The following is a 21,646-nucleotide window of genomic DNA, read 5'->3' as shown; positions in this document are numbered from 1 at the left end:
CCAACTGGAATGTGACCATGGACCTGGCCAACCTCAACGCCTTTATAGCCATTGCCGAGACCGGCAGCTTTTCCGCAGCCGGAGAGCGCCTGCACCTGACCCAGCCCGCCATCAGCAAACGTATCGCCGGGCTGGAACAGCAGCTCAATGTGCGGCTGTTCGACCGCCTGGGCCGCGAGATCGGCCTGACCGAGGCCGGACGCGCCCTGCTGCCCCGGGCCTACCAGATCATTAACGTGCTGGATGACACGCGCCGAGCCCTGACCAACCTCACGGGCGAAGTCAGTGGGCGGCTGACCCTGGCCACCAGCCATCACATCGGCCTGCATCGCTTGCCGCCACTGCTGCGGGCCTTCACCCGGCGCTATCCGCAAGTGGCCCTGGATATCCAATTCCTCGACTCCGAAGTGGCCTATGAGGAAATCCTGCACGGCCGGGCCGAGCTGGCGGTGATCACCCTGGCGCCCGAACCCCACAGCCTGATCCAGGCCACGGCGGTCTGGGACGACCCATTGGACTTCGTCGCGGCCCCGGAGCACCCGCTGGTCAGCAATGGCCAGGTCAGCCTGGCGGACATTGCCCTGCACCCCGCTGTATTTCCCGGCGGCAACACCTTCACCCACCATATTGTCCAACGCCTGTTTGAAGCCCAGGGCCTGACGCCGAACATCGCCATGAGCACTAACTACCTGGAAACTATCAAGATGATGGTCTCCATCGGCCTGGCCTGGAGCGTGCTCCCGCGCACCATGCTCGATGATCAGGTGGCGCGCATTCCTTTGCCGGGCATACAACTGCGACGCCAGCTAGGCTATATCCTGCACACCGAACGGACGCTGTCGAATGCGGCGCGGGCTTTCATGGCCTTACTGGATGCACAAGTCGATTGGCCAGGGACCCCGGCATAGATTTCTGGGTTTTGTCCGTGCCAGATCACACCACCATGAGTACCCCGCCCAAACGAACTACTCAGCCCAAGGCCTGACCCCATGCCCAAACCCGCTGACCGTATTCCGCCCTTGCCGCGCATTCACGCTGTCGACCCCCGGGAGTCGGAGCAGAGCTGGGAAAGCGCGCCGCAGCTGCTCGCCGCACTCAACGGTGCGCGGTTGGGGGCCTGGTATTGGGATATCGAAAGCGGGCAGATCAGCTGGTCCCGGGGAACCCAGGCCCTGTTTGGCTTCGACCCGCGCCAACCGCTGCCGGAAAACCTCGAGTACCTCGACCTGCTGCCGATCGAGGACCGGGCCAGGACCGTTCGCGCCTTCCACTCGGTACTGGCTGGCGCGCCCCTGGAGCACGCCATGCATCACCGCATTCGCTGGCCTGACGGCAGCCTGCATTGGCTGGAAATCAGCGGCAGTGTCCAGCCGGACAAGCACGGCAAGCCCCGAATGATCGGGGTGATCCGCGAGATCACCCACCAGCGCCAGCGTGAAGAAGCCCTGAGCAGCTCGGAAAAACGCTTCGCCACCCTGTTTCACCTGTGCCCCAACACCGTACTGCTGACCCGCCTGGAAGACGGCCTGATCAGCGAGGCCAACCAGTACTTCGAAAGCCAGTTCGGCTGGCCCGCCGCCCACGTGATCGGCCGCACCACCCTGGAGATCGGCCTCTGGGTCAACCCCGAGCAGCGCGCCCAACTGATCAAGGCCGTGCAGAAAAAGGGCCAGACCGCGAGCCTGGAAGTCCAGTTCCGCGCCAGCAACGGGCAAATCCACGATGGCATTCTCAGCGCGCAGAAGGTCGAACTGGAAGGCAAGGCCTACCTGTTGAGCACCTTCCTCGACACCAGCGAACGCAAAAGAGCCGAACAGGCCCTCAAGGACAGCCAGGAACGCCTTGACCTGGCCCTGGACTCGGCGCAATTGGGCACCTGGGACTGGCACATTCCCAGCGGCATGCTCTACGGCTCGGCCCGCGCAGCACAATTGCACGGCCTGGAACCGGCGCCCTTTCACGAGTCCTTCGATGCCTTCTTCGAAGGTGTACCCACCGAAGAGCGCAATTCCATGCGCGATGCCTACCGCAGCCTGCGCGAGGGCCCGGCAGGCAACTACCAGTTGACCTACCGGGTGCAACTGCTGGACGGCAGCTCGCGCTACCTGGAAAGCCGGGCGCGCCTGTACCGCGACGAACAAGGCAATCCGCTGCGCATGGCCGGCACGCTACTGGACATCACTGAACAGGTGGAGCGCGAACAGCGCCTGATCACCTCGGAAGAAAAGTTCGCCAGCCTGTTCCAAGTCAGCCCAGACCCGATCTGCGTCACCTTGCGGGAAACCGGCCAGTTCATCGAGATCAACTCCAGCTTCACCCAGACCTTCGGCTGGACTCTGGAGGAGGTGATCAACCGCAGCGCCGAGCAGATCGGGCTCTGGGAAGATCCCGCCCCGCGCCTGCGACGGATCGAGCAAGTGATTCGTGAACAGGCACTGAACAACGTGGCGGTGGTGGTCAACCACAAGGACGGCCAGCCCCTGACCTGCATCATTTCCAGCCGCCAGATCACTGTCGACAAGCAACTGTGCATCGTCACCACGCTACGGGACATCACCCAGCAACAGCGCTCGGAAGCCGCCCTCAAGGCCAGCGAGGAGAAGTTCGCCAAGGCCTTCCACTCCAGCCCCGACGCCATCACCATCACCGAGCGTGACACCGGGCGCTACCTGGAGGTCAACGACGGCTTCTGCCGCCTGACCGGCTATCGCACCGATGAAGTGATCGGCCGCACCATGTATGAAATTGGCATCTGGGCCGAAGAGGCCCAACTTTCCACGTTGCTGGCCGAGCTCAAGCTCAAGGGCCGGGTGCATCACCTGGAGATGCTGGGGCGCAACAAGCGCGGGGAAATCCTCACCCTCGAAGCCTCGGTCGAACCGATCACCCTCAATGAAACCCCGTGCCTGCTGCTCACCGCACGGGATGTCAGCCTGCTGAAGAACGCCCAGGCGCAGATCCGCCACCTGGCCTACCACGACCCCCTGACCAACCTGCCCAACCGCGCCCTGCTGATGGACCGCCTGAGCCAGCAGATTGCCCTGCTCAAGCGCCACAACCTGCGGGGCGCCCTGCTGTTCCTCGACCTCGACCACTTCAAGCACATCAACGACTCCCTTGGTCATCCGGTAGGCGACACGGTACTGAAGATCATCACGGCGCGGCTGGAGGCCAGCGTGCGCATGGAAGACACCGTGGCCCGCCTGGGCGGCGATGAATTCGTGGTGCTGCTGAGCGGCCTGGAAGGTTCGCGCAACGAAGTCAGCGACCAGGTCCGGCAACTGGCCGGCACCTTGCGCGAGCTGCTCTCGGAGCCCATGTTCCTCGACGGCCAGCGCCTGCAGGTCACCCCCAGCATCGGCGTAGCACTGATTCCCGATCACGGCTCGACCCCCACCGACCTGCTCAAGCGCGCCGACATCGCCCTCTATCGGGCCAAGGATTCGGGGCGCAACACCACGCAGATGTTCCACAACACCATGCAGAAAGCCGCCAGCGAACGCCTGCGCATGGAAACCGACTTGCGCCTGGCCTTGTCTCGCGGCGAATTCAGTGTGCACTTCCAGCCCCAGGTGGACGCCCGCGACAACCGCATCGTCGGCGCCGAAGCCCTGGTTCGCTGGCAGCATCCGGAGCTGGGCGCCCAGTCACCCACCGAGTTCATCAAGGTGCTGGAGGACAGCGGGCTGATTCTCGAGGTAGGCACCTGGATTCTCGACGAAGCCTGCCTGGCCTTCAGCCAATTGATCGATCAGCAACTGGTGGACCCCCATCACTTCAGCCTGTGCGTCAACATCAGCCCGCGGCAGTTCCGCCAGAACGATTTTGTCGAACGAATCGAGCACAGCCTGACCGCCTACGCCCTGCCCTCGTCCCTGCTGAAACTGGAGATCACCGAGGGCATCGTGATCCAGAACCTGGACGACACCATCAGCAAGATGCGCCGACTGAAAAAGCTCGGGGTCAGCTTCGCCATGGATGATTTTGGCACTGGCTACTCCTCGCTGACCTACCTCAAGCGCCTGCCGGTGGACACCTTGAAGATCGACCAGTCTTTCGTCCGCGATGCGACCCACGACCCCAACGATGCGGAAATCATCCGGGCGATTGTCGCCATGGCCCGCAGCCTGGACCTGAAGGTGATTGCCGAGGGGGTGGAAACCCCGCAGCAACTGGAGTTCCTGCAAGGACTGGAGTGCCACCTGTACCAGGGATACCTGCACAGCCGGCCCCTGCCCCTGAGCGAGTTCAAGAAACTGCTGGAATGACAGGCACAAAAAAGGGCGCCACCAGGGCACCCTTTTTCATGCAGCGGTCTTAGTGTTGCAGAGCCTGCTGCTGCGCACCGTTGATGGCGATGCGCTTAGGCTTGGCCTCTTCCGGCACGACCCGCAGCAAGTCGATACTCAGCAGACCGTTGCTCAGGCCGGCAGCCTTGACCTCGATATGGTCGGCCAGGCGGAAGGACAGCTTGAATGCACGCTGGGCAATGCCCTGGTGCAGGTAGGTCACACTGTCATTGGCGTCGCGCTTGCCACCGCTCACGGTCAACACACCTTTCTCCACTTGCAGCTCCAGGTCTTCTTCCTGGAAGCCGGCAGCGGCGATGACGATGCGGTATTGATCGTCGGCGTGCTTCTCAACGTTGTAGGGTGGGTAGCTGCTGCCAGGCTCGTTGCGCAGTGCCGATTCGAACAGATCGTTGAAACGGTCGAAGCCGACAGAGGAACGGAACAGTGGAGCCAGGGAAAATGCAGTACTCATGGGTCTATCTCCTGATATTCAGCGAGTGGTTGTCTACGCGACCCGAATTCGGCATCGCGTACCCAAGAGATAAGGATCGACCCTGGTATTTCAAGAGAGGCCCGCTGAATTTTTTACGCGGCTTCCGGCTGGGGCATACCCAACAGGCGACCGACCTGATCCAGATCGGTTTCCCGGCGCAGGGCGGTAAACAGCTCGACCGCTTCCGGGTAATTGCGGGTCAGCATTGCCAACCACTGCTTCAAGCGCCCAGGCGCCGAGCGCGGGGTCAACTGCACCACCACCTGGGCCCAGAAGTCTTGCAGCATGGGCTGCAAATCAGCCCAGGACATTGCCATCACTTCTTCACCGGCCCGGGCTGCGGCAATCTGCCGGGCAAGGTCCGGACGCGAGACCAGGCCGCGCCCCAGCATGATGTCATCGACGCCACTGATTTCCCGGCAGCGCCGCCAATCCTCGACGCTCCAGATATCACCGTTGGCGAACACCGGCACCTTGACCACCTCTTGCACCCGGGGAATCCACTCCCAGTGGGCCGGTGGCTTGTAGCCGTCGACCTTGGTCCGTGCGTGCACAACGATGTGCTCGGCGCCGCCCTCGGCCAGCGCCGTGGCGCACACCAGCGAGCCGTCCGGACTGTCGAAGCCCAGGCGCATCTTCGCCGTGACCGGGATATGCGCCGGCACCGCCCGCCGTACGTGCTCGACGATCTGGTTGAGCAGCTCGGGCTCCTTTAGCAGCACCGCGCCACCTCGGGACTTGTTGACGGTCTTGGCCGGGCAGCCGAAATTCAGGTCGATGACCTCGCTGCCCAGCTCGCAGGCCAACGCCGCGTTCTCGGCCAGGCACACCGGATCGGAGCCCAGCAACTGCACCCGCAGCGGCACACCGGCAGCAGTCTGCGCGCCCTGCAGCAGTTCGGGAGCGAGCTTGTGGAAATAGGCAGGCGTGAGCAGGCGATCATTGACCCGGATGAACTCGGTGACACACCAGTCAATCCCGCCAACACGTGTCAGTACATCCCGCAGGATGTTGTCGACCAACCCCTCCATGGGCGCCAAGGCAATTTGCATGAAACACACTCAATGAAAAACACGGGCGAAAAAACGGGCGCCAGTCTACTGGGTTTCGCCCGCCAGCAGGGATTTTGCAGGTTGCGGCCGGTCGGCCAACAGGCCCGCGATCCAGGCGCCCCCTCGTCTCAGAGGCAGCGCAGCCTGGCTCTGCGCAAGGGCAGGAAGATTATTCAGGGGACTGCAGGGCCGGACCATAGCCTTCAAGGAATTCGGCAGGCATGCGCTTGGGCTTGCCGGTAGACAGCTCGATGCAGACAAAGGTGGTCTGCGCCCGCAACAGCGTCGTGCCATCGCTCGGGCGGACCAGCTGGAAGCGCCGGGTCATCTTCAAGCGCTGGTCCCAATCGACGATCCAGGTCGCCAGTTGCAACTCGTCCCCTTCATACCCCGCCGCCAGGTAGTCGATCTCGTGACGTACCACCGCCATCGCTCGATCCAGACGACGATATTCTGCCAGGTCCAGCCCCAGGCGCTGCGAATGCCGCCAGGCGCAACGCTCCAACCACGTCACGTAGACCGCGTTGTTGGCGTGCCCCAGGCCATCGATATCCTCGGCTGCCACCTGCAGGTCGATAGTGAATGGCGTTGCCAGATCCCAACTCATGCCCAACTCCCGGCCAGATTTTTTTGACCGGGGCAGTGTAACGGATGCTCAGGCCGATTGGCGTGCTTGCAGATGCCGGCCGCTGACCAGAGCGACCACGGCATCAACCACCCGAGGATCGGCCAGCACTCGCTGATGCCCTCCGTCGCTCAAGCGCAGCAGGCGACTGTCGAACCAGGCCTGATGGATCACTTCCGACTCCCTGACCGGGACAAACCGATCGTCTTCGGCGTGCACGATCAAGCCGGGCATTTCCAACTGATACTGGTCCACGTCCAGCGTCGCAGCACGCATCCCCACCTCTTTCTCCACCTGGCGGATAAACGCCGAACGGGCCTTGGGCGGCAAGCGCATAGAGCGGGCAAAACCTCGCAGTACGCCCAGGATTCGGGCAGGAGCCGCAATGCTAACCAGGGTTTCGGTACGCAGCCCCAACTGCACCGCCAGCATGGCACTGGCGCCGCCCATGGAGTGACCGATCACGCTCCGCAAGGGCGGCAACTCTGCCGCGGCCTCCAGCATGGCCCGGGCAAACAGCACCACATTGGCCTCATCCCCGGGAGACCGGCCATGGGCAGGTCCGTCCAGCGCCACCGCGGTATAGCCGGCCGCTACCAGCGCCTGGATCAGGCTGGCGAACTGCGTCGGACGCCCTTCCCAACCATGCATCAAGAGCACTGTCGGCCCCTGCCCCCAGCGCAGGGCCGAGAGCCCGAAACGCAGGGTGAGGCGCTCGGCACTCTCGAGCAGCGGCAACTCCCAGTCTCGAGGAGGAAGCTCGCGCGGTGTCATGAACAGTTGGCGCATCCGATTCGCCGCCCAGTGGGGGGCCACCCAGCCCAGGGTGCCATTGACGCCACGAATCCAATTCAATCCGCTCATCACCCGCTACCTCGCCATTGAACACCCGATCAAAGAACTGCCGACTTGGCAGCCCGCAGCAAACGATCGGACAACTCGCCCGGCCCCAGGGCTCGCGCCAGGGACAGCCCGCCGACCATCAAGGCCATGTCCGCCAGGGCCTTGTCCGTATCCTCGGGACTTGCGGCCAATTGCGCGACCATCAACTCCATATGCTCGCTCAAGGCGTGACGGAATGTCTCCGGCAAACGACCCAGCTCACCGACAGACGCAGGAATCGGACAGGCCTGCTCAGTGGAGTCACGGTGCTTGCGAGACAGATAAAATGCCGCCGTCAACGCCCGACGCTCTTCACCGCTCAGGGTCGAGTCCATTTCATCCAGCAGGCCACGACGATGGGCCAGCAGTTGAGTGAAGGCCTCAAGCATCAGCGCGTCCTTGCTCTCGAAGTGCGCATAGAAGCCGCCGACCGTCAGCCCGGCAGCCCCCATCACCTCACCGACACTCGGCTCGGCCGGGCCACGCTGGATCAGTGCGGAACTGGCAGCCTGAAGTATCCGTTCGCGGGTTTGAGCTTTTTTATCGTTCATCATCACCTCCGAATATTACGGACAAAATATTATTCCCATAATAATTTTCCGCAAGCCGCCAGTGCGACCGTCGGTCAGAAGCGCAGGCGGAGGAAGAAAGGGAGAATTGGCTGAACGCCAGACAAACAAAAGGGCCATTCAATAATCGAATGACCCTTATAAATCCCGCAGAGCGGGTAAACGTGGCGTCCCCTAGGGGACTCGAACCCCTGTTACCGCCGTGAAAGGGCGGTGTCCTAGGCCACTAGACGAAGGGGACACAAACCTTCTGACAGCTGATCAGTGCTGAGTACTGATCGATTCAAGGCCGGTGTGGCCAGGCCTTGAACTGTGATTTGGTGGAGCTAGACGGGATCGAACCGTCGACCTCTTGCATGCCATGCAAGCGCTCTCCCAGCTGAGCTATAGCCCCGGATTTTCGCCTCGCGGCGCAGCGATATCTTGCAACATCGCTTGTGTGAAACTGGCGTCCCCTAGGGGACTCGAACCCCTGTTACCGCCGTGAAAGGGCGGTGTCCTAGGCCACTAGACGAAGGGGACGCAAACCCTTCTGTACAACTGATCAGTGCTGAGTACTGATCGATTCAAGGCCGGTGTGGCCAGGCCTTGAACTGTAAATTGGTGGAGCTAGACGGGATCGAACCGTCGACCTCTTGCATGCCATGCAAGCGCTCTCCCAGCTGAGCTATAACCCCGGATTTTCGCCTCACGGCGCAGCGACATCTTGCAATATCGCTTGTGTGAAACTGGCGTCCCCTAGGGGACTCGAACCCCTGTTACCGCCGTGAAAGGGCGGTGTCCTAGGCCACTAGACGAAGGGGACGCAAACCCTTCTGTACAACTGATCAGTGCTGAGTACTGATCGATTCAAGGCCGGTGTGGCCAGGCCCTGAACTGTAAATTGGTGGAGCTAGACGGGATCGAACCGTCGACCTCTTGCATGCCATGCAAGCGCTCTCCCAGCTGAGCTATAGCCCCTCGTCGGTGAGGACGGGGCGAATCTTAAGGGGCGATCGGGAGGCTGTCAATTTTTTTTGCGCTTTTTGGAAAAAAATTTGCCGGGATAACAATCACTTACCGCCCCGCCTGGAAAACCCGGGGTTTTGCGGCTCTCTGCGCCTGCGGCGAGTCGCACAAAACACTCGCCGCAAGCCTCAAAGAACCACCAGAAGCCGCAATCAACCCGCCTGGCGCTTGAGTTTCAAGCGTAGTCGAAAAGCTCACCGCCCCTGTCGGTTCCCCTTCGGCAAAAACGCCTCAGGCGATGGCGCCGAGGAGTTTTTCCCATTCCTTGTTTTCTTTCTTCGACACACCACCCAGCAGATCGATGGCCTGGCGCAGACGGAAACGGGTCAGGTCCGGACCGAGGATTTCCATGGCATCGAGCACCGACACCGAACTGGCCTGGCCAGTAATGGCAGCAAACATCAGCGGCATGGCATCGCGCAGTTTCAGCTCCAGAGACTCAACCACCGCCTGGATGGTCGCGGTGATGCTGTCTTTCTCCCACTGACGCAGGCTTTCGAGCTTCCACAGGATCAATTGCATCAGCTGACGCACCTGATCGCCGGACAGCTTCTTGGACTCGAACAGCTTGGCATCCGGGTTCACGCCACCGGCGAAGAAGAAGCCGGCCAAGGGTGCGATCTGGCTGAAGGTCTCGACCCGGCCCTGTACGTGCGGTGCGATCTTCATCATGTATTCGGGGTTCAGCGCCCAGGTTTGCACCCGGCTGGCGAACTCTTCCACCGGCAGGTCACGCAGCCACTGGCCGTTGAGCCAGGAAAGCTTCTCGATATCAAAAATCGGACCGCCCAGGGAAACCCGCGACAAGTCGAAGTTGTCGACCATTTCCTGCAGCGAGAACTTCTCGCGCTCATCCGGCATCGACCAGCCCATGCGGCCCAGGTAGTTGAGCATGGCTTCAGGCATGAAGCCCATGCGCTCGTAGAAGGTCACCGAGGTCGGGTTCTTGCGCTTGGACAGCTTGCTCTTGTCCGGGTTGCGCAGCAGCGGCATGTAGCACAGCTGCGGTTGCTCCCAGCCGAAGTATTCGTACAGCAGGATCAGTTTCGGCGCCGACGGCAGCCACTCTTCGCCGCGCAGTACGTGGGTGATGCCCATCAGATGGTCGTCGACCACGTTGGCCAGGAAGTAGGTCGGCAGGCCATCGGTCTTCATCAGGACCTGCATGTCCATGCGATCCCAGGGGATTTCGACATCGCCGCGCAGCAGGTCCGGCACCACACAGACACCTTCGGTAGGCACCTTCATGCGGATCACGTGAGGCTCACCTGCCGCCAGGCGCTGGGCCACTTCTTCCTTGGACAGCAGCAAGGCACGACCGTCGTAGCGCGGGGTTTCGCCGCGAGCCATCTGCTCGGCACGCATCTGGTCCAGCTCTTCAGCGGTACAGAAGCACGGGAAGGCATGCCCCAGATCCACCAACTGCTGGGCATACTTCTGGTAGATGTCGCCACGCTCGCTCTGGCGATACGGACCGTGCGGACCACCCACATCCGGGCCTTCGCTCCAGTTGATGCCCAGCCAGCGCAAGGCATCGAAGATCTGCTGCTCGGACTCACGGGTCGAGCGCAACTGGTCGGTGTCTTCGATACGCAGGATGAACTCACCGCCATGCTGCTTGGCAAAGCAATAGTTGAACAAAGCGATGTAAGCGGTACCTACGTGGGGATCCCCGGTAGGCGATGGCGCGATGCGCGTGCGGACGGTGGTCATGGCATGTCTCGAAAAGAATAGAAAAGCGAAGAATAAAACAGGGGGCGAATGGTAACAGGCGACACCAGCCCGGCTCCAGTAAGGAGGGCATTTAAGCCAAGGTCGCGACTGCGAGGCGCTGCGCGCGCCAGGAATGGCCAATAATCAATACGGACCATTTACCACCCGGGAGCTATATGCCAGATTCGCCCGCTGATAAATCTCCTTACACTTTATTGGCTACAACCTGCCCATGCCTGCCCAACTCAAGCGCCGCCTGTTCACCTTCCTGTCCCTGGTCCTGTTGATCGCCCTGGGGTTCCTGGCCCATTGGTGGTTCCATGGACGCTTTTATGAAACCACCGACAACGCCTACGTCCAGGGCGAGATCACCCGAGTCTCCAGCCAGTTGAGCGCCCGCATAGATGAGGTGCTGGTACAGGACAACCAGCATGTAGAGAAAGGCCAATTGCTGGTGCGCCTGGAAGGCGAGGACTTCCAGCTGGCCGTGGACCGCGCCCAGGCAGCCCTGGCCACCCGGGAGGCCGAACGCCTGCAGGCCCAGAGCAAACTGACCCAGCAAGCCAGCCTGATTGCCGCCAGCGAAGCCCAAGTGGCCTCAAGCCAGGCCAGTCTCGGCCGCTCGCAGATCGATCTGTCCCGGGCACAGACCCTGCGCAAACCCGGATACGTTTCCGAAGAACGGGTCACCACCCTCTCCGCCGACAACCATATCGCCCGCTCGCAAGTAGCCAAGGCCCAGGCCGACCTGCAAGGGCAGCGCCAGCAGGTCAACGCCCTGAGCGCCGAGATCAAGCGCCTTGATGCGCAGATTGCCAACGCTCGGGCCGACCTGGCCCAGGCCCAGCTGAATCTCACCCGCAGCGCGATCCACGCCCCCATCAGCGGCCTCATCGGCCAGCGCGCCGCACGCAACGGCCAGGTAGTCCAGGCCGGTGCCTATCTGCTGTCGATCGTCCCCGACCAGGACATTTGGGTCCAGGCCAACTTCAAGGAAACCCAGATCGGCCACATGCAGCCCGGACAGCAGGCCGAGCTGACCTTCGATGCCTACGGCGACACGCCGATCCAGGCCCGGGTCGAGAGCCTGTTCGCCGCCTCGGGCGCGCAGTTCAGCCTGCTGCCGCCAGACAACGCCACCGGCAACTTCACCAAAGTGGTACAGCGTATCCCGGTCAAGCTGACCTTCGCCGCCGACAACCCGCTGCAGGGCAAGATTCGCCCGGGCATGTCCGTGACCGTCAAGGTCAACGTCAAAGACCCAGTCGATGGCCGGTGATCAACTGCTGCGCCCGGAGGGAGAGCCCACCCGGCGCGACTGGATCGCAGTGATGAGCGCCATGCTCGGCGCGTTCATGGCGGTGCTGGATATCCAGATCACCAACTCTTCGCTCAAGGACATCCAGGGCGCACTCTCCGCCACCCTGGAGGAAGGCTCGTGGATCTCCACCTCCTACCTGGTGGCGGAAATCATCATGATCCCCCTCACCGCGTGGCTGGTGCAGTTGCTCTCGGCACGCCGGCTGGCGGTCTGGGTCTCGGTGGGTTTCCTGATCGCCTCCCTGCTCTGCTCCATGGCCTGGAGCCTGGAAAGCATGATCGTGTTCCGCGCCCTGCAAGGCTTCACCGGTGGTGCGCTGATCCCCCTGGCGTTCACCCTGACCCTGATCAAGCTCCCCGAGCATCACCGAGCCAAAGGCATGGCGATGTTCGCCATGACCGCCACCTTCGCCCCCTCCATCGGCCCCACCATCGGCGGCTGGCTGACCGAGAACTGGGGCTGGGAATACATCTTCTATATCAACGTGCCGCCGGGCCTGCTGATGATTGCCGGCCTGCTCTACGGCCTGGAAAAGAAGGAAGCCCACTGGGAGCTGCTGAAAAGCACCGACTACGCCGGCATTCTCACCCTCGGACTGGGGCTGGGCTGCCTGCAGGTGTTTCTTGAGGAGGGCCACCGCAAGGACTGGCTGGAATCGAACCTGATCGTGAGCCTGGGCAGCATTGCCCTGCTCAGCCTGATCACTTTTGTGATAGTGCAGGTATCCAGGCCCAACCCGCTGATCAACCTGGGCATCCTGCGCAATCGCAACTTCGGCCTGTCGAGCATCTCCAGCCTGGGCATGGGGGTCGGCCTGTATGGCTCGATCTACCTGCTGCCGCTGTACCTGGCGCAGATCCAGAACTACAACGCCCTGCAGATCGGCGAAGTCATCATGTGGATGGGGGTGCCGCAGTTGTTCCTGATCCCCCTGGTGCCCAAGCTGATGCAGTTCATTTCCCCAAAGTGGCTGTGCACCCTGGGTTTTGGTCTGTTCGGGCTGGCGAGCTTCTCTTCCGGGGTGCTCAACCCGGACTTCGCCGGGCCGCAGTTCAACCAGATCCAGATCATCCGCGCCCTCGGCCAGCCGCTGATCATGGTCACCATCTCGCTGATCGCCACGGCTTACATACAACCCCAGGACGCAGGATCGGCCTCCAGCCTGTTCAACATCCTGCGCAACCTCGGCGGTGCGATCGGCATCGCCTTGCTGGCGACCCTGCTGGACGCCCGGACCAAGACCTATTTCGACTACCTGCGCGAAGCCGTGGTGCCGAGCAACCCGCAGGTGGCGGAACGCCTGGCCGCACTGACCGAGAAATTCGGCAGCGAAACCGCAGCCCTGGGCAAGCTCAGTGAGATCACCCACCAGCAGGCGCAGATCATGGCCTACAACGACGCCTTCCATTTTGTCGGGATTGCCTTGGGGGTCAGCATGCTGGCTATCCTGCTGACCAAGGCCCTGCCCAAAGGCTTGAAGGCCGGCGAAGCTCACTGACCTGAAGTTGCCAGGTGTAGGAGCTGGCTCGCCAGCGAAGAGACCACCAACCCTTGCACAGGACTTGAGGACCTCTTCGCCGGCGAGCCGGCTCCTACGGGGTGGGCGAGATCAGACGGTCAGCAGGCGCTCGCGCAACTTGCTGATCTCGTCACGCATCTGCGCTGCCGCTTCGAACTCAAGGTCGCGGGCAAGCTGGTACATCTTCTCTTCAAGCTGGCGAATACGCTTGGTGATCTCGCTCGGCGAACGCAATTCGTTTTCGTAGCGGGCGTTTTCCTCGGCGGCCTTGGCCATGCCCTTGCGCTTCTTGCTGCGCGAGCCCGGCACGGTGGCGCCTTCCATGATGTCGGCGACATCCTTGAACACGCCCTTGGGGGTGATGCCGTTGGCCAGGTTGAAGGCGATCTGCTTGTCGCGGCGACGCTCGGTTTCGCCGATCGCCCGCTCCATCGAACCGGTGATGCGGTCGGCATAGAGAATCGCCCGGCCATTGAGGTTACGCGCGGCCCGGCCGATGGTCTGGATCAACGAACGTTCGGAACGCAGGAAACCTTCCTTGTCGGCGTCGAGAATCGCCACCAGGGACACCTCCGGCATGTCCAGGCCTTCGCGCAGCAGGTTGATCCCCACCAGCACGTCGAATGTCCCCAGACGCAGGTCGCGGATGATTTCCACCCGCTCCACGGTGTCGATGTCCGAGTGCAGGTAGCGCACCCGCACGCCGTGGTCGGCGAGGTAATCGGTGAGGTCTTCGGCCATGCGCTTGGTCAGGGTAGTAACCAGCACTCTCTCTTCCACGGCCACACGCTTGGTGATTTCCGACAGCAGGTCGTCCACCTGGGTCAGGGCCGGGCGCACTTCCACTTGCGGGTCCACCAGCCCGGTGGGGCGCACCACCTGCTCCACCACGCGGCCGGCGTGCTCGGCTTCATAGTTGCCCGGAGTGGCGGAAACGAAGATGGTCTGTGGACTCACCCCTTCCCACTCGTCAAAACGCATTGGCCGGTTATCCAGAGCCGATGGCAGGCGGAAGCCGTACTCAACCAGGGTTTCCTTGCGCGAGCGGTCGCCCTTATACATGGCGCCGACCTGGGGCACGCTGACGTGGGATTCGTCGATCACCAGCAAGGCATCCGCCGGCAGGTAGTCGTACAAGGTAGGTGGCGCCGCGCCAGCGGGACGCCCCGAAAGGTAGCGCGAGTAGTTCTCGATGCCGTTGCAGTAGCCCAGTTCGAGGATCATCTCCAGATCGAAACGGGTGCGCTGCTCCAGGCGCTGGGCCTCCACCAGCTTGTTGTTGGAACGCAGGTATTCCAGGCGCTCCTGCAACTCCACCTTGATCCCTTCGATGGCATCCAGCAGGGTTTCCCGCGGGGTCACGTAGTGGCTCTTGGGGTAGAAGGTGAAGCGCGGCAGTTTGCGGATCACTTCGCCGGTCAGCGGATCGAAGGCACTGATGCTTTCCACCTCGTCGTCGAACAGCTCGATGCGGATCGCTTCCAGGTCCGATTCCGCCGGATAGATGTCGATCACGTCGCCACGCACGCGGAAGGTGGCGCGGGCAAAGTCCATGTCGTTGCGGGTGTACTGCAAGTCCGCCAGGCGGCGCAGCAAGGCGCGCTGGTCGAGCTTGTCGCCACGGTCCACGTGCAGGACCATCTTCAGGTAGGTTTCCGGGCTGCCCAGGCCATAGATGCAGGACACCGTGGTAACGATGATGGCGTCCTTGCGCTCCAGCAGCGCCTTGGTCGCAGACAGGCGCATCTGCTCGATATGGTCGTTGATCGAGGCGTCCTTCTCGATGAAGGTATCGGACGACGGCACATAGGCCTCGGGCTGGTAGTAGTCGTAGTAGGAAACGAAGTACTCCACCGCATTGTTCGGGAAGAACGCCTTGAACTCGCCGTACAACTGCGCCGCCAGGGTCTTGTTCGGTGCCAGTACCAGGGTCGGGCGCTGCACCTGGGCGATCACGTTGGCGATACTGAAGGTCTTGCCCGAGCCGGTTACGCCGAGCAGGGTCTGGTGCGCCAGCCCGGCCTCGATGCCTTCGACCATCAGGCGGATGGCTTCCGGCTGGTCGCCGGCGGGCTGGAAGCGGGTGACAAGCTGGAATTCAGACATAACGTACCTCTGGGATCATTCCTGCGCGGCGGGACCGGACAGCAACGAGAAAGACCGCGCACGACCCATGTCGCCGAGGAAAAAAACGGGAATATCCATGATGTGGAGCCAAATACCACAGCTTTCAAGGTAAAGGCCTGACAACCGCCATTCACCTGTTTATTGCAATAAGACTAACGGTCGAAAAATAAAGCGAAAAACTTGTCGCAAAAGGTCATTAGCCTGTCGCCCCCCGCGATGATGGCCTCTATACTAGCTCCCCGTTTGTGCACCGCTCTAGTGCATTCGGCTGGAGCGCGACACGTCCCTCCACACTCCATTCAGAGCCGCCGTAAAAATGAGCCTGTTCTCCGCTGTCGAAATGGCACCACGCGATCCAATCCTGGGCCTCAACGAAGCATTCAACGCCGACACCCGTACCAACAAGGTCAACCTTGGGGTGGGCGTGTACTGCAACGAGGAGGGACGCATTCCACTCCTGCGCGCCGTTGTCGAAGCCGAGACGATTCGCGCCGCCCAACACGCTTCCCGTGGCTACCTGCCGATCGACGGCATCGCCGCCTACGACCAGGCGGTACAGAAGCTGCTGTTCGGCAACGACTCGCCATTGCTGGCCGCTGGCCGCGTGGTCACCACCCAGGCCGTGGGCGGCACCGGCGCACTGAAGATCGGTGCCGACTTCCTCAAGCAACTGCTGCCCAACGCCGTAGTGGCCATCAGTGACCCGAGCTGGGAAAACCACCGCGCGCTGTTCGAAACCGCCGGCTTCCCGGTGCAGAACTACCGCTATTACGACGCCGCCACCCACGACGTGAACCGTGCCGGCCTGCTGGAGGACCTCAACGCCCTGCCAGCCCAGTCGATCGTGGTGCTGCACGCCTGCTGCCACAACCCGACCGGTGTCGACCTGAGCCCAGAGGACTGGAAAAACGTCCTGGACGTGGTCAAGGCGAAAAACCTGGTGCCATTCCTCGACATGGCCTACCAGGGCTTTGGCGCCGGCATCGACGAAGACGCCGCAGCGGTGCGCCTGTTCGCCGAATCGGGCCTGACCTTCTTCGTATCCAGCTCCTTCTCCAAGTCGTTCTCGCTGTACGGCGAACGTGTAGGCGCACTGTCCATCGTCAGCAGCTCGAAAGAAGAAAGTGCCCGCGTGCTGTCCCAGGTCAAGCGCGTGATCCGCACCAACTATTCGAACCCGCCAACCCACGGTGCAACCATCGTTGCCGCCGTGCTGAACAGCCCGGAACTGCGCGCCCAGTGGGAGCAGGAACTGGCAGAAATGCGCCTGCGGATCCGTGGCATGCGCACCCAGATGGTCGACCTGCTGGCCAAGGGCGCGCCAGCGCACGACTTCAGCTTCGTCGGCCGCCAGTGCGGCATGTTCTCCTACTCCGGCCTGACCGTTGAGCAAGTCACCCGCCTGCGCAACGAGTTCGGCATCTATGCCCTGGACACCGGCCGCATCTGCGTTGCCGCGCTGAACCAGAACAACATCGACGTGGTGACCAAGGCCATCCTCCAGGTGATCTGATTCACAGCCGTCGCAAAAAAGGGGAAGCCGCCAGGCTTCCCCTTTTTTATGCTCACAATTCTGTTGATCGCGGCCGCCCTCGCACCCGCTAGACTGTGACCTTGCCTCCAGCTGAACGAGACCTCCAATGAAAGACGATGACCTGCGGGCTGACCGCGATGAACTGGAGCACTACCTGCCCCGCACGCAGAAACGCCAGAAGAGCCTGGTGCTGCAAATTGCCCTCGGGGTATTTCTCGGCGGGCTGGCGTTGTGGCTGGTGCAACTGGCCGCCACTTCGCTGATGGCCAAACTCATGCTCGGAACCCTGACCTTCGGTGGCTGAGGCGCAGGACTCAGGGCGGCAGAAAATCATTTTTTCATCGCAGCCGCTTGACTTCCCTTTTTGAATCAGTAAGATACGGCGCATTCCGCGATAGCTCAGTTGGTAGAGCAAGTGACTGTTAATCACTGGGTCCCTGGTTCGAGTCCAGGTCGTGGAGCCATATTCCTACACTGATTTGCCTTTCGTCCTATAAGAGCGCCCTGCTCTTTCAGCAAACCAGTTCCAGCACTACCCCCATTTCGATGACCGATCCGCCTGCCATCCTGGCCTGCGGATACAGTTCGTTCTGCCTCCGAAATGCTCATTCCAAGGTCGAGTTGCTTGCCGCAAATGCCTGTCGTAGGCTGTGCGCTTGTTTTTTCAACCAGTCAGACCATGATGTTCCTGCCAGCGCAGTCACCGTGCCCTTCCCCCTCGTTGAGCCCTTCGGCAACCCTGGCCGTTGCCCAGCATGACTGTGCGATCAATCGCCGGCGCCGCAGCGTCCTGTTTGCCTTCACCTTCTCTCCTCCCCGGCCCGCTCACTGATAGCGATTGAGCCCGGCACCTCGCTGAACACCTCCCGATAGCGAAGGCCTGCCGAACAAGCCCCAGCCAACGGCGTGGGTCTCGCGTCGGCAAGCTGGCGCCTGCATGGCAATCGCTCGCCCATCGGTCTGCGTGGTTACGCAGTACCTGCAATCACCGCCTTTTCAGCGCCCGTACTTCAGGCGTGAGTCTTGACCATGAACAAAGCCCTGCTAGCCGCCCTGATCCTGGGCATTTCGATTGTCGGCCTGAGCATCGGTTCGACCGTGCCGATCCTCGCCCTGCGCCTGTATCAGGCCGGCGCTTCCAACAACCAGATCGGCCTGATGTCGGCCCTGCCCGCCGCCGGCATGATGCTTTCGGCCTTCCTGGTCAACGGTATCTGCCAACGCCTGACCCGTCGGCAGATCTACCTGCTGTGCTTCGGCCTCTGTGCCCTCAGTGTCGCCGCCCTGGAATGGCCGGGGGCTGGCCTCTACAGCCTGGGCCTGGCGCGAATCACCATGGGCCTGGGGGCGGGGCTGATCATCATTCTCGGGGAAACCTGGGTCAATGAAATGGCCGAGGACGCGACTCGCGGACGGCTGGTGGCGGTCTACACCACCTGCTTCACCTTTTTTCAACTGCTGGGCCCTGGCCTGGTGTCTCTGCTGGGCACCGAGGGGCCGGCGGTCCTGGCCATCGTCAGCATCGGCTACGCCGTGGCGATTGCCGTGGTCTGGCTGACTTTGCCCCGGCAAGATGCCCACTCGCCCCATGCCGAAAGCCGCACTTTCTCAGTGCTGGGCTTCTTTCGCATCGCCCCGGCGCTGTGCGTGGGCATCCTGTTCTTCGCCTTCTTCGACAGCGTGGTGCTGTCGCTATTTCCGGTGTACGCCGCCACCCACGGCTACAGCATCAAGCTTGCAGCGCTGATGGTGACCATCATTCTCCTGGGGGACACGGCGTTCCAGTTTCCCCTGGGCTGGCTCTCGGACAAGCTCGGCCGACCCGGCATCTACCTGGGCTGTGGCATCATCGCCCTGCTGATCGGCCTGTGCCTGCCGCTGTTGATGGCAACCCCCCACCTGCTATGGCCAAGCCTGGTGATTCTCGGCGCAGCGGCCGGCGGTATCTATACCCTGGCTATCGTGCTGATCGGACAGTCCTTCAGCGGCGCCGACCTAGTGACCGCCAACGCCAGCGCCGGACTGCTGTGGGGCATCGGCAGCCTGCTCGGGCCTCTGCTCAGCGGTGCGGCCATGAGCGGTGGCAGCTATGGCCTGCCCCTGACGTTATCGGCCGCAGCTGCCGTAGTGGTGCTCTTTGCCCTGTCCCTGGTGCGCCAGGGGCAATTGAGCAGGACCGTCGAATAATATCGGTCGCGCCCAGGACCTTTTCTCGAGGACGCGGCCCGTGAGCATTCACAGGCCGCGCCTTTGTCATTACCATCGCGCCATCCGCCTCCAGATGGACCCTTCTCGATGGATCGAATCCTGCGTCTTGTGCCCTTGTACGGGCTGCTCTCCCTGCTGCCGTTGCCAGCCCAGGCCGACGCGCCGGTGGATTGCGACACCCTCAGCGACAACGCTTCCCTGGAAGCCGGCGAATACCGCCCGCCCCTTGAGGCCAAGGTGATCGGCGAAGGGCGCCTGCACTTTCACAGCGGCCCCGATGCAGCCTGCAAGAACAACAAGCTCTATGTGATCCCCGGCGACGGCCTCACGGTGTATGCCTCCAGCGACAAGGGCTGGGCCCAGGTCATGTACATCGCCAAGGACGGTGAGGACTACACCGGCTGGGTCGAGGAAAAACGCCTGCAACTCGGTGGTCATTACGGCGGCACGCAACTGCCGGCCGAGGTCACGGCCTTCATCCAGCGTCACGAAGAATGCCTGCACTTTGCCGGCGAAGAGCCCTACGACGCCGAGCGTCGGGCAGAGCTGGAGAAAGCGGTCAACGAGGTCTGTGTCGGCCATGATCGCCAACTTGGCAGCTTGCGCGCACAGTACAAGAACGATCCCGACGCCCTGCAAGCCCTGGCGCCCCTGGAGAACCTTGAATAACCAGCCTCGAAAAAAAACCGGCGCCTTCAAGGCGCCGGTTTTGCGTGAGCCTGATGCGCAGGCTCAGTGGGTCGCTTCAGTACTGCCACGGGCGTGGCTCGACGGGGCGCCGTCCCCCGTCGGGTTCGCGACCTCTGCCAGCAAGGGCACTTCGTTGCCTTCGGCATCGTGCAGCTTGCCGCCGCTGAAGTAGTCCCCTTCACGCAACAGGGCAATGTCCTGGAAGCGCAGGCTGCGCTCGGTACCGGCAACGAACACCGACTGCTGGTCGGAGTTGCCCGCGGTGAAGTGGTTGAACACCAGGTTCAGCAGGATCGCCATGATCGCCGAAGAGCTGATGCCCGAATGGAAGATCGTCGCGAACCAGCTGGGGAAGTGATCGTAGAAGCTCGGTGCGGCGATCGGGATCATGCCGAAGCCAATGGAGGTGGCAACGATGATCAGGTTCATGTTGTTGCGGTAGTCGACCTTGGACAAGGTACGGATGCCGCTGGCAGCCACGGTGCCGAACAGTACGATGCCGGCACCACCGAGTACCGAGGTCGGCACGGCGGCAATCACCCGCCCCATGAATGGCAGCAGGCCGAGGATCACCAGGAACAGCCCGCCGGTGGCCACCACGAAGCGGCTCTTGATCCCCGTGACCGCCACCAGCCCGACGTTCTGGGCAAAGGCACTCTGGGTGAAGGAGCCGAAGATCGGCGCAATCATGCTCGACAGCATGTCCGCGCGCAGGCCATCGCCCAGACGCTTGGAGTCAACCTTGGTGTGGATGATCTCGCCCACCGCAAGAATGTCCGCCGAGGTTTCCACCAGGGTCACCATGACCACGATGCACATCGACAGGATGGCCGCGATATGGAAGGTCGGCATGCCGAAATGGAACGGCGTAGGCAGGCCGAACATCGGCCCCTGGGTGACACCGGAAAAATCCGCCATGCCCAGGAACAGCGCGATCACGGTACCGATGATCATGGCCAGGAGAATCGACAAGCGGGAAATGGTGGCGCTGCCGATCTTGCTCAGCAGCAACACCAGCACCAGGGTGACGGCCGCCAGGCCGATGTTCGACATGCTGCCGAAGTCCGGCGAACGACTGTTGCCTCCCATGGCCCAGCGCGCCGCTACCGGCATCAGCGTCAGGCCGATGGTGGTGATGACGATGCCGGTGACCAGTGGTGGAAAGAACTTGGTGATCCGGGAGAACACCGGAGTGATCAGCAGGCCGATCAGCGAGGCGACAATCACGGCCCCGAGAACCGACTGGAAACCGCCTTCACCACCGCTGGTGACGATCGCCACCATGGTCGATACCCCCGCGAAGGATACCCCCTGTACCAACGGCAACTTGCAGCCGAAAAACGGCACGCCGAGGGTTTGCAGCAACGTTGCCAACCCCCCTGCAAACAGCGATGCGGCGATCAGCAGGCCAATCTCCGCCGGCGATAGACCGGCCGCCTGGCCGATGATCAGCGGTACTGCAACGATGCCACCGTACATGGTCAGAACGTGCTGCAGGCCGTAGGCCATATTCGCGCCAACCCCCAAATTTTCATCTTCGGGACGTTGCGGTGAAACCTGGGACGTATTCATGGTGTGCGGTTCCCTGTTTTTGTTATGCGCACACTGTATGC

General features: G+C 62.1%; 16 protein-coding genes and 7 tRNA genes. 9 read left to right on the top strand and 14 right to left on the bottom strand.

The genetic code is table 11. The annotated features are described in order from the left end of the window. Positions 1-17 precede the first annotated feature (17 nt). Complete coding sequence (locus ACZ5BO_RS11710; RefSeq protein WP_025130194.1) at positions 18-908, top strand: LysR family transcriptional regulator; 891 nt, start codon at positions 18-20, stop codon at positions 906-908. Positions 909-989: 81 nt separating this feature from the next. Continuing rightward, complete coding sequence (locus ACZ5BO_RS11705) at positions 990-4,268, top strand: sensor domain-containing protein (protein ID WP_464699847.1); 3,279 nt, start codon at positions 990-992, stop codon at positions 4,266-4,268. Between the two features lie 49 nt (positions 4,269-4,317). On the opposite strand, the gene ACZ5BO_RS11700 is transcribed toward ACZ5BO_RS11705, so the two are convergent. From ACZ5BO_RS11700 to gltX, 12 genes are all read right to left on the bottom strand, one after another. Then, entirely contained in the window at positions 4,318-4,764 is a 447-nt protein-coding gene (locus ACZ5BO_RS11700; RefSeq protein WP_025130196.1) for an Hsp20 family protein, read from the bottom strand. A 113-nt stretch (positions 4,765-4,877) separates the two neighbouring features. Further along, positions 4,878-5,837, bottom strand: coding sequence for a tRNA dihydrouridine synthase (locus tag ACZ5BO_RS11695; RefSeq protein WP_464699845.1), 960 nt, complete (start codon positions 5,835-5,837; stop codon positions 4,878-4,880). A gap of 169 nt (positions 5,838-6,006) precedes the next feature. Next, positions 6,007-6,444 carry an acyl-CoA thioesterase gene (locus tag ACZ5BO_RS11690; protein ID WP_025130198.1) on the bottom strand — a complete coding sequence of 146 codons (438 nt, stop codon included), beginning with the start codon at positions 6,442-6,444 and terminating at the stop codon, positions 6,007-6,009. Between the two features lie 48 nt (positions 6,445-6,492). Continuing rightward, entirely contained in the window at positions 6,493-7,326 is an 834-nt protein-coding gene (locus ACZ5BO_RS11685; RefSeq protein ID WP_464699843.1) for an alpha/beta fold hydrolase, read from the bottom strand. Between the two features lie 29 nt (positions 7,327-7,355). Beyond that, complete coding sequence (locus ACZ5BO_RS11680) at positions 7,356-7,895, bottom strand: TetR/AcrR family transcriptional regulator (RefSeq protein WP_025130200.1); 540 nt, start codon at positions 7,893-7,895, stop codon at positions 7,356-7,358. A gap of 183 nt (positions 7,896-8,078) precedes the next feature. Beyond that, positions 8,079-8,154: transfer RNA gene (locus tag ACZ5BO_RS11675), tRNA-Glu, on the bottom strand. A 77-nt stretch (positions 8,155-8,231) separates the two neighbouring features. Further along, positions 8,232-8,307, bottom strand: a tRNA-Ala gene (locus ACZ5BO_RS11670). A 52-nt stretch (positions 8,308-8,359) separates the two neighbouring features. Further along, positions 8,360-8,435, bottom strand: a tRNA-Glu gene (locus tag ACZ5BO_RS11665). Between the two features lie 79 nt (positions 8,436-8,514). After that, positions 8,515-8,590 (bottom strand) — tRNA-Ala (locus tag ACZ5BO_RS11660). A gap of 52 nt (positions 8,591-8,642) precedes the next feature. Further along, positions 8,643-8,718, bottom strand: a tRNA-Glu gene (locus ACZ5BO_RS11655). A 79-nt stretch (positions 8,719-8,797) separates the two neighbouring features. After that, a tRNA-Ala gene (locus ACZ5BO_RS11650) sits at positions 8,798-8,873 on the bottom strand. A 279-nt stretch (positions 8,874-9,152) separates the two neighbouring features. Beyond that, positions 9,153-10,634: a glutamate--tRNA ligase gene (gene gltX / locus ACZ5BO_RS11645; RefSeq protein WP_025130201.1), complete on the bottom strand. Its 1,482-nt coding sequence runs from the start codon at positions 10,632-10,634 to the stop codon at positions 9,153-9,155. Positions 10,635-10,866: 232 nt separating this feature from the next. Here gltX and ACZ5BO_RS11640 point away from each other — a divergent pair, with 232 nt between their 5' ends. Both ACZ5BO_RS11640 and ACZ5BO_RS11635 read left to right on the top strand, forming a co-directional pair. Further along, on the top strand, positions 10,867-11,913 hold the full coding sequence (locus tag ACZ5BO_RS11640) for an HlyD family secretion protein (RefSeq protein ID WP_464699841.1): 1,047 nt from the start codon (positions 10,867-10,869) through the stop codon (positions 11,911-11,913). Then, positions 11,903-13,453: an MDR family MFS transporter gene (locus tag ACZ5BO_RS11635; RefSeq protein ID WP_464699839.1), complete on the top strand. Its 1,551-nt coding sequence runs from the start codon at positions 11,903-11,905 to the stop codon at positions 13,451-13,453. Before ACZ5BO_RS11640 ends, ACZ5BO_RS11635 begins: the two co-directional genes overlap by 11 nt. A 111-nt stretch (positions 13,454-13,564) precedes the next feature. Here ACZ5BO_RS11635 and uvrB read toward each other — a convergent pair whose 3' ends face one another. Continuing rightward, positions 13,565-15,580, bottom strand: coding sequence for an excinuclease ABC subunit UvrB (gene uvrB / locus ACZ5BO_RS11630; protein ID WP_464699837.1), 2,016 nt, complete (start codon positions 15,578-15,580; stop codon positions 13,565-13,567). A 337-nt stretch (positions 15,581-15,917) separates the two neighbouring features. On the opposite strand from uvrB, the gene ACZ5BO_RS11625 reads away from it, so the two are divergent. The 5 genes from ACZ5BO_RS11625 to ACZ5BO_RS11605 all read left to right on the top strand — a co-directional run bounded on the left by ACZ5BO_RS11625 (position 15,918) and on the right by ACZ5BO_RS11605 (position 20,012). After that, positions 15,918-17,114, top strand: a complete 1,197-nt coding sequence (locus ACZ5BO_RS11625) for an amino acid aminotransferase (RefSeq protein ID WP_025130205.1) — start codon at positions 15,918-15,920, stop codon at positions 17,112-17,114. A 127-nt stretch (positions 17,115-17,241) separates the two neighbouring features. Further along, entirely contained in the window at positions 17,242-17,439 is a 198-nt protein-coding gene (locus ACZ5BO_RS11620) for a hypothetical protein (RefSeq protein ID WP_025130206.1), read from the top strand. 84 nt (positions 17,440-17,523) lie between these two features. Then, positions 17,524-17,599 (top strand) — tRNA-Asn (locus ACZ5BO_RS11615). A 565-nt stretch (positions 17,600-18,164) separates the two neighbouring features. After that, positions 18,165-19,322: an MFS transporter gene (locus tag ACZ5BO_RS11610; protein WP_464699835.1), complete on the top strand. Its 1,158-nt coding sequence runs from the start codon at positions 18,165-18,167 to the stop codon at positions 19,320-19,322. Between the two features lie 108 nt (positions 19,323-19,430). Next, complete coding sequence (locus ACZ5BO_RS11605) at positions 19,431-20,012, top strand: SH3 domain-containing protein (protein WP_464699833.1); 582 nt, start codon at positions 19,431-19,433, stop codon at positions 20,010-20,012. A gap of 63 nt (positions 20,013-20,075) precedes the next feature. On the opposite strand, the gene ACZ5BO_RS11600 is transcribed toward ACZ5BO_RS11605, so the two are convergent. Beyond that, complete coding sequence (locus ACZ5BO_RS11600) at positions 20,076-21,605, bottom strand: nucleobase:cation symporter-2 family protein (RefSeq protein WP_025130209.1); 1,530 nt, start codon at positions 21,603-21,605, stop codon at positions 20,076-20,078. Between the last annotated feature and the right edge of the window lie 41 nt (positions 21,606-21,646).

This window comes from Pseudomonas sp. FFPRI_1, assembly GCF_055384485.1.
This window is presented reverse-complemented; position numbering and strand designations above follow the sequence as displayed.